Here is a 7,686-nt window from a genome sequence, read left to right on the forward strand (position 1 = left end):
TTTATGCAGAGGGGAGGGGACCAATTCGCCGGGTCAGGCGACGAAGCGCGGCAGCCCCGACACGACGGTACGCAGGACCTTCGCATCGGTCATCCTTTCCGGGTCGATCGCGAAAAGATCGGTATCGAAGACCGTGAAATCCGCAAGGAAGCCGGGCGCCAGCACACCCAGCCGCCGTTCCGCAAAGGCGGCATAGGCGCCGCCCCGCGTATAGCCGGACAGCGCCTGGGCGAGGCCGATACGCTGTTCGGGATACCAGCCGCCGGGGTTCTCCCCGTCGATCGTCTCGCGCAGTACCGCCGCTTTCAGGCCGCTCAGCGGATCGATCGGAGCGACCGGCCAGTCCGACCCCATGCAGACATGCGCGCCCGACGCGATCAGCGAATGAAAGGCGAAGCTGGTCTTCAGCCGATCCGGCTCGATGCGGCGCGCTGCCCAACGGCCATCGTCGACGGCATGATAGGGCTGGATGGAGGCGATCACGCCCTGGCGGGCGAAGCGTGGAATCGCCGCGGGGGTGAGATGCTGGGCGTGTTCGATGCGAAAGCGGCGATCGCGTTCGCCGTTGGCGGCGGCGACGGATGCCATGATGTCGAGCACGGTGTCGTTGGCTTTGTCCCCGATCGCATGCACCGCGATCTGCAACCCGGCCTTGTCCGCGGCCATCATCCAGCGTTCGAGGTCGGCGGGATCGGTGACGGTGATGCCATGGGTCGACGGATCATCGATATAGGGGTCGTAGAACAGAGCGGTGCGGGACCCCAGCGAACCGTCGAACACCACCTTGCAGCCGGCCAGACGCATCCCGTCGTCGCCGCTGCCATGATCGGCGATCAGCTTTGCCTGCCGCGCCCAGTCCGCCAGTGGCACATAGCTGCGAAAGCGGATACCGGGCGAACCGGCCGCGTTCAGTCGCTGAAAGGCGGCTTGCGAAACCCAGTCGATCTCGGTGCTGTGCACACCGGTCACCCCCTTGCTCAGCGCCAGCGCGATGCCCTGCCGTACCGCGGCGTCGATCCGCGCATCGCTGGGCGCGCCGATCGCGCGGATAGCCAGTTGCTTGGCGGCGTCCTTGATGATGCCGGTGGGCTCGCCCTTCGCGTCGCGCTCGATCACGCCGCCGGGCATGTCGGGAGTGTTGCGATCGATACCGGCCAGTTTGAGTGCGACCGAATTGAGCAGCATCATATGCAGGTCGTATCGTATCACCGCGACGGGCGTGTCGGCCGTGACCGGGTCGATCCAACTGCGATGCGGCATCCGGCCGCCCCAGCGGTCCTGATCCCAGTTGCCGCCCTGTAGCCATTCTCCCTTCGGCAGCTTGCGCGCCGCCTCGCCGATCCGCCGGACGAAGTCTTCGGGGCTGTCCGCCGTCCGCAGCGAAGGCTGGGTGAGCATGACGGACGCTTTGACGAAGTGGACATGCGCGTCGATGAAACCGGGCGTCACGAACGCGCCCTTCAGATCGACGATCCGGGTCGATCTGGCGGCGGCGCTCCTGACCGCGGCGTGGCCGATCGCGCCGATCCTGTCCCCCTTGATCCCGAGCGCATCGGTGAACAGGCCCGGGCCAGCGCCCGTCCAGATCCGTCCGTTGATATAGGCGGTGTCGAGTGCGCCCGTCATATCCCGCGCGAGGGCAGGGGCCAGCATCGCGGCCACCCCGCCGCCGCTCGCGGTCAGAAAGTTTCGCCTGTCCATCACCGGTCCCTCCGCTTGACCGAAAAGACATCAATCCGTCGATCGCCGGCGCGAAACATCCAGTTCGCGCCGAACGGACCGGGCCAAGGCTAATGCGCCGCCTGCGCCAGTGCCGAGAGACCGGCGCGCGCTTCCTGTTCCGTCAGGCTGGCGAAGCCGATCCGCAGGCCCTGTGGGGCGTCTTCCCGCGTCATGAACGAGCGCGAGGAGGCGAAGCGCAGGCCCATCGCCTGGGCACGTGCCTCGATCGTATCGAGATCGCCGCGAAATCGCAGCCAGAAGGCAAGCCCTCCGTCCGGCAGGCGATATTCGACCAATCCGCCCAGCGTGCGTTCGACCTCCGCGGCGAAGCTCTGTCGCCGTTGCGCATATATCTGACGCACCTTGCGGGCATGGCGGCGCAATTCGCCGCTCTCGATCAGTTCGGCCGCCGCATCCTCCGTCAGGGTATTGCCCATGCCGTCGGTCAGCGAAACGGAATGCGCGATCGCCTCGACCACGGGTATCGGCGCGGCGACATAGCCGATGCGCAAGGCGGGCAGGAGCAGCTTCGACAGGGATCCGACATAGATGACATGGTTGGGCGCATAGCCGGCCATGGGCAGCAGCGGTTGGGATTCGAAGTGAAATTCATGATCATAATCGTCCTCGATGATCGCGAAGCCGAATTGGCGAGCGAGTTCGAGCAGACGCAGGCGGCGCTCGGGCCGTAGCGATACGGTCGTCGGGAACTGGTGATGCGGGGTTACGAACACGGCGCGAACCCGGTGCCGTCGACACGCCGCCTCGACATCGTCGATGATCGTGCCTTCGTCGTCGAGCCCGACCGGCACCACCTGCGCTCCCAATGCGCGGAATGCGGCCACGGCCGGTTCATAGGTCAAAGCCTCGACGATCACGGTGTCGCCTGGGCGCAACAGCACTTGCGCCGAGACGAAGATGCCGTTCTGGCTGCCGCGTGTGATGCAGATATTGTCGGCGGTCACGCTCAAGCCGCGCTGGCTTTTGAGCATCGCGGCGACATTCTCCCGCAACGCTGGCGAACCGCGCGGGTCGCGATACTGGAAGCCGTTGATCCGCGTCGCCTTCGCGACGGCCGAGCGATAGGCACGGGCGAGCAGTTCGGCGGGGAACAGTCGCCCGTCCGGCGCACCTTCGTCCAGCTTCAGACCCTGTCCCGGTGGCAGCGCGAGCGGTCGCTGCGGCGGCGCGGCGAAGCGATAGGCGGCGCCCGTGGGAACCGTATGCGGCAGGGGGGACTCGTGTGTTCGGCCGGACGGTTCGGGTAGCGACTCCGACACCATCGTGCCTCGTGTCCCGGCGGACGAAAGCCAGCCTTGGGCGATCAAATCCTCATAAGCGAGGACGACCGTCTTGCGATTGACCTTCAGGGTCGTCGCGAGTTCGCGGCTGCTCGGCAGATAGGTGCCCGAGGTCAGTCGTCCGCTGTCTATATCGCGGATCAGCGCCTGGATGATCTGCATATAGATCGGCGTTTCGCGTGCGGGATCGATCCGCTCGCTCAATCCCACTTGCCAAGGGCGCAGCATTGGTCCCTCATTTCCATTGATTTCAAGTGGGTCTACGGCCCAACTAAGGATTTGTGAAGCTTGGTCCCGCGCCATTTTATGTCTTGGCGCTTGTTGCGTGAGGAGCGTGGCGCGATTGTGCAATCATGACGCGGCAGGGCTCGGTTTCGACGAAGGGGGTGCGCCCTCTGTCTCCCTTTGAGTGCTATGACGATGCCGATCTTCGTATGCTGATCGATGAGCATCCGCTGGCCTGGGTGACGGCGCGCGGCGGCAAGGGGCTGGAGGCCAGTCTGCTGCCGCTGATCGGTATCTATGACGGGGATGGTCGTCTGATCGAGTTGATCGGCCACCTGGCGCGGCGCAATCCGCTGCATCTCGCGCTGGCCCAGGACACTTCGGCGACCATCCTGTTCCGCGGCCCCGAAGGCTATGTCTCGCCCGAACAGGCGGGGCTGCGCGATTGGGCACCGACCTGGAACTATGCGCAGGCCAGGGTCAATGCGGACATCGTGTTCGACGAAGCGGCGACCGAGCAGTCCCTTGCCGTGTTGATCATGGCGATGGAGCGCTCGCGCCCCGATCCTTGGTCGACCACGGAATTGGGCGAGCGCTATCGGGGGATGCTCGGTGCCATCATCGGCTTCCGCGCCCGCCCCACCGCGATCGCCGCAAAGTTCAAGCTGGGCCAGGACGAGCGGATCGACACGCTACGCGCGATCCTCGACGCGACGGCTGACCCGGCGCTCCGACGCTGGATGGCGCATTTCAACCGATCGCGGCTCTAGGTTCGACGCTCAGCGCAAGTGCGCGTCGAACCAAGCCAGCATGCGGGTAAGGCTGTCGACCTGATGGGCATATCGGGTGAAGATGTGCGGCTCATGCGGATAGAGGATCAGGTTTGCCGGCTTGTTCTGGAAGCGAAGGGCATTGAAGAAGGCCAGCGACTGGGTCGGCGGCACGCGATCGTCATCCGCGCCATGGATCAGGAGGATCGGGGTGGTGACACGCTCGACGCTGGTCAGTGGCGAATGCGTCGCGAAGACGTCCGGCGCGCCCAGCACCGGCGGGAAATAGGCGCCCAGATAGTTGGGCGAAATATCGGTGGTCAGCGCCATCATCTTCAGGTCGCTGATCCCCGCACCGGAATAGGCCGCCTTGAACCGGTCCGTATGCCCGACGGACCACATCGCCATGAAGCCGCCATAGCTCCACCCGCCGATGCCGAGCCGGTTCGGGTCGGCCACGCCGCGATCGATCACCGTGTCGATGCCGTCCTGAACGTCCTGATAATCGGTGCCGCCCCAGTCGCCGAAATTCGCTTCGGCCAGGTCGACGCCGCCGCTACTCGATCCGCGCGGATTGGGCAGCAGGACCGCATAGCCATGCGAGGCGAGGAGTTGCGCGGGTGAGTACCAGGTCGCGTTCCAGCCGTTCGACCAGCTTTCGAGCGGGCCGCCGTGCAGATAGGTGACCATCGGCACGCGCGTCCCGTGTGTATAGCCTGCGGGATAGACCAATATGCCATGCAGGACGCGGCCGTCCTTGCTGCTCTTCCAGTCGATTTCCTCGGTTGCTCCCAGCGTCCACTGGGCGACTTGCGGATTATGGTCGGCCACGCGTCCCAGCTTGCTGCCGCGCATGGTCCAGATCGCGGCGGGACGATCCGGCGTGCTGCCGGCGATGGCCAGAACCCGCAAATCGGTCGAGGCGGTGAAGCGATCGCCGCCTGTCGGCACACGGGCCAGGGGCGTTGCGCGACCGGTGGTCAGGTCGATGCGGTAGACGATATCATGTGTGCCTTCTTCCGCTCCGCCGAGCAGCGTCCTGCCGTCGGCGCTCCACTTGAAAATACCGAAGGTGGCGGGGTTCGGACCGGTCACGTCGATCTTGTGGCCGGTTCGCAGATCGACGATGCGCGGATAGCCGCCCAGAATGCCCTTCTCGGTCCGCTCGGTGAGCACGATGCGGCGGCCGTCCGGCGATGGTTCGCTGAGGAAATGGCCGCGCGGCGTCAACGTCCTCACGATATGGCCGGTCACGCCATCGAGCAGTGCGGTGCGGGTCCCGTAATAGACGTCGTTGAGGTTCGACGACGAAGCAAGCCGGGCGACATAAAGCGCGCCGCCGGGGATGGCGACCGCGTCACCGACATTGTCGTCGCCACGGGTGATCAGCCGCGCCTGGCCGTCCGCCAGCGTATAGACGAACAGCCGGTCGAAAAGGCTGCGATCGAAGGCGACGATCTCGTCATTGTTCGCGGCCTGGCGTTCGCGCTGGCGGGCGTCACCGGTGTCGCGATGGACGAAGCTCATGCCGCTGCCATCGGGTAGCCAGCGGAAGCTCTTGATACCGCCCGGAATGTCGGTCAGGGGGCGCGCTTCGCTGGTAAAGTCGAAAAGGTGGAGTTGCGGCTTGTTCGCGTCGGCTGCCGGTGCCTTGGCCGCTACCTGGGGAAGGCCCTCCAGCCCGGTCAGCTTGAAGCGGAACTGCGGCCAGTTGTTCTTGCGCGTGGAAAGAAACGCCAGCGATCGGGAATCCGGTGACCAGCGTGGCGATGTGTCGGAGCCGCTGCCGACGGTCAGGGGCCGGGCCGGGGCCGAACCATCGGCAGGCACGATCCAGATGCGCGATACGCGCTCGTCACCCTTACGCTCGGTGACGGTATAGGCGATCCGCTTTCCGTCGGGCGACATCTGCGCATCGGCAACCTGTCGAACCCCCAGCATGTCCTCGGGCGTTATCGGATGCCCGCCCTGTCCCACAGCCGGTGGTGTAACGAGAATGCAGGTCCAGATGGCCAATAGGTAACGCACGCGGATCCTTTCGAGCAGCGTCGATACCGGGCAGGAGCGGTGGCCGATATCGACGCTGCTCATTCTCGGGCCCGACGCTTCGTACAACCACCAATTTTGATCGAAGTCATGGGTCCAGCATGCCGTCCGTCCTTGACCAAAGGGATGTGCCGCTTCTGGTAGAGCGTGATGGATCGCCGCTCTCCTGCTGAGACGGAATAAGCCACGCCCGCGATAATGCCGCCGGGCGCGATCCTGTGGAGGCCGATATCGTGGTGGGTGCGGACGGCGTTCGCTCCGTCACTCGGCAGCGCCGGCGGGCATGTCGACTTCTTCGCGGTGGTGGAGGGCCCCACCGCTTTGCCCGATCGTGGCGGTACGGTGCCGATCGAGTCCGGTGACGCGGTGGCGGCCTTTGCCGACTGGCATCCGGCCGTGCGCCAGATGGTCGCGGCGGGCGCTGTCGAACGGCGCTGGTGCCTGTTCGTCGCCCCGCCGCTTCGCCATTGGCATCGCGGTCGGGTCGTCCTGATCGGCGATGCCGTCCATGCCATGCTGCCCCATCATGGGCAGGATGCGAATACGACGATCGAGGATGCCATCACCTGGCGACGATGCTGGACGGTCTGACGTCGTCCAACCGCGATGCACGCTTCGCCGCCCGTCTAACGGGTCCGCCATGTGTCCTATGCCACACGCAAATGCGCGCGGCTTGGATTGTCCGAAAGAATGCGCGAAGACTCGCGAAACAAAATAGCGGGAGTTCACCCGCCAGGCATATGAGTGCGAACGCACCACGGGGCCGTAGAATGGGAGAGTGTCCTATGTCTGCGGTCTATTCGTTATCCGCGCGGCATGTCGCGCCACCGCCCGGCCGTGTCGCCGGCGATGGCGATGATGCGCGAATGGCGCGCCAGATCGGCGAGCGCCAGCAGTCGGTGGGGGACGCGACCCCAATTGTCCCAGCTTATTGCAGCGCCGGTCGCGGGGATGCGCTGCTCCAGCCAGTCGAGAAGATCGCCGACGGCGTCGCCTTCTCCGAGGCAGCGAGCATCGGCGGAGAACCGGTGGCCGCCACCATCATCCGGCGTGACGTTGAGGATGCCGACCCCGCAGAGGATGCGGGCGTCCGGTCGGTGGCGGGCGGCGGGACAGGCACCGATGGTGCGCACAGCGAGCGCGATCGACGCGGGCGCGAAGCCGTGCTCCTCGATCGATAGATCAATGAGAGACATAGTTTTTCCTGGAGGTAGGCCGCGATGCGGCCGGGTTCGATCAGTTGGCGGCGGACAGCAGGTCCGCGACATGGAGCCGGGTGGCGGCGTAATCGGCTTCGCCCAGCCATTCGGCGAAGTGGCCGCTGATGGCCGCAGCGATGCTGCGACCGACCGGATTCACCCCGGCGAGACGGCGTATGACGAGCCGGAATACGGCGATCGCATCGACCTGTGCGTCCTGCTCGATCTCGCTGACATCCGATCGCACCCAGTCCGCGAAGCGGCGGTTCGGATCGACCGGCGCACACAGGATCTGCGAATGGACGCAGGCTTCCTGTAGGATTCCTCTGCGAAACGGCTGGCAATGAGGATGGTTGAGTGATTCACTGTGCGGGCAGGAGGGCATGGTGATGGTCGAGCAGCGATCGCTGGTGGAAGCGTTGA

Annotated in this window: 7 protein-coding genes; 2 read left to right on the plus strand and 5 right to left on the minus strand. The window is 65.4% G+C overall.

Features of this window, described 5'->3' with window-relative positions; all coding sequences use genetic code 11:
- Positions 1–33: 33 nt before the first annotated feature.
- On the minus strand, positions 34–1,701 hold the full coding sequence (locus SM191_RS16195; protein ID WP_341507084.1) for an amidohydrolase: 1,668 nt from the start codon (positions 1,699–1,701) through the stop codon (positions 34–36).
- A gap of 89 nt (positions 1,702–1,790) precedes the next feature.
- The gene (gene pdxR, locus SM191_RS16200; RefSeq protein ID WP_341507085.1) at positions 1,791–3,251 is read right to left on the minus strand and encodes a MocR-like pyridoxine biosynthesis transcription factor PdxR; all 1,461 of its coding nucleotides are present in this window, start codon (positions 3,249–3,251) and stop codon (positions 1,791–1,793) included.
- Between the two features lie 125 nt (positions 3,252–3,376).
- Between pdxR and SM191_RS16205 the strand changes: the two genes are divergently transcribed.
- A complete protein-coding gene (locus SM191_RS16205; protein WP_341507086.1) occupies positions 3,377–4,018 on the plus strand; it encodes an FMN-binding negative transcriptional regulator in 642 nt (213 codons plus the stop codon).
- Between the two features lie 9 nt (positions 4,019–4,027).
- On the opposite strand, the gene SM191_RS16210 is transcribed toward SM191_RS16205, so the two are convergent.
- A complete protein-coding gene (locus SM191_RS16210) occupies positions 4,028–6,109 on the minus strand; it encodes a S9 family peptidase (protein ID WP_341507087.1) in 2,082 nt (693 codons plus the stop codon).
- A 195-nt stretch (positions 6,110–6,304) separates the two neighbouring features.
- Here SM191_RS16210 and SM191_RS16215 point away from each other — a divergent pair, with 195 nt between their 5' ends.
- Positions 6,305–6,655: an FAD-dependent monooxygenase gene (locus SM191_RS16215; RefSeq protein WP_341507088.1), complete on the plus strand. Its 351-nt coding sequence runs from the start codon at positions 6,305–6,307 to the stop codon at positions 6,653–6,655.
- Positions 6,656–6,867: 212 nt separating this feature from the next.
- On the opposite strand, the gene SM191_RS16220 is transcribed toward SM191_RS16215, so the two are convergent.
- Together SM191_RS16220 and SM191_RS16225 are read right to left on the minus strand one after the other, a co-directional pair.
- Positions 6,868–7,260: a hypothetical protein gene (locus tag SM191_RS16220; protein ID WP_341507089.1), complete on the minus strand. Its 393-nt coding sequence runs from the start codon at positions 7,258–7,260 to the stop codon at positions 6,868–6,870.
- A 40-nt stretch (positions 7,261–7,300) separates the two neighbouring features.
- Positions 7,301–7,686: hypothetical protein (locus tag SM191_RS16225; protein ID WP_341507090.1), on the minus strand; the 386-nt coding region annotated here is incomplete at its 5' end.

It is taken from the genome of Sphingomonas sp. 2378, from assembly GCF_038084995.1.
In the GTDB taxonomy this organism is placed as follows: domain Bacteria; phylum Pseudomonadota; class Alphaproteobacteria; order Sphingomonadales; family Sphingomonadaceae; genus Sphingomonas.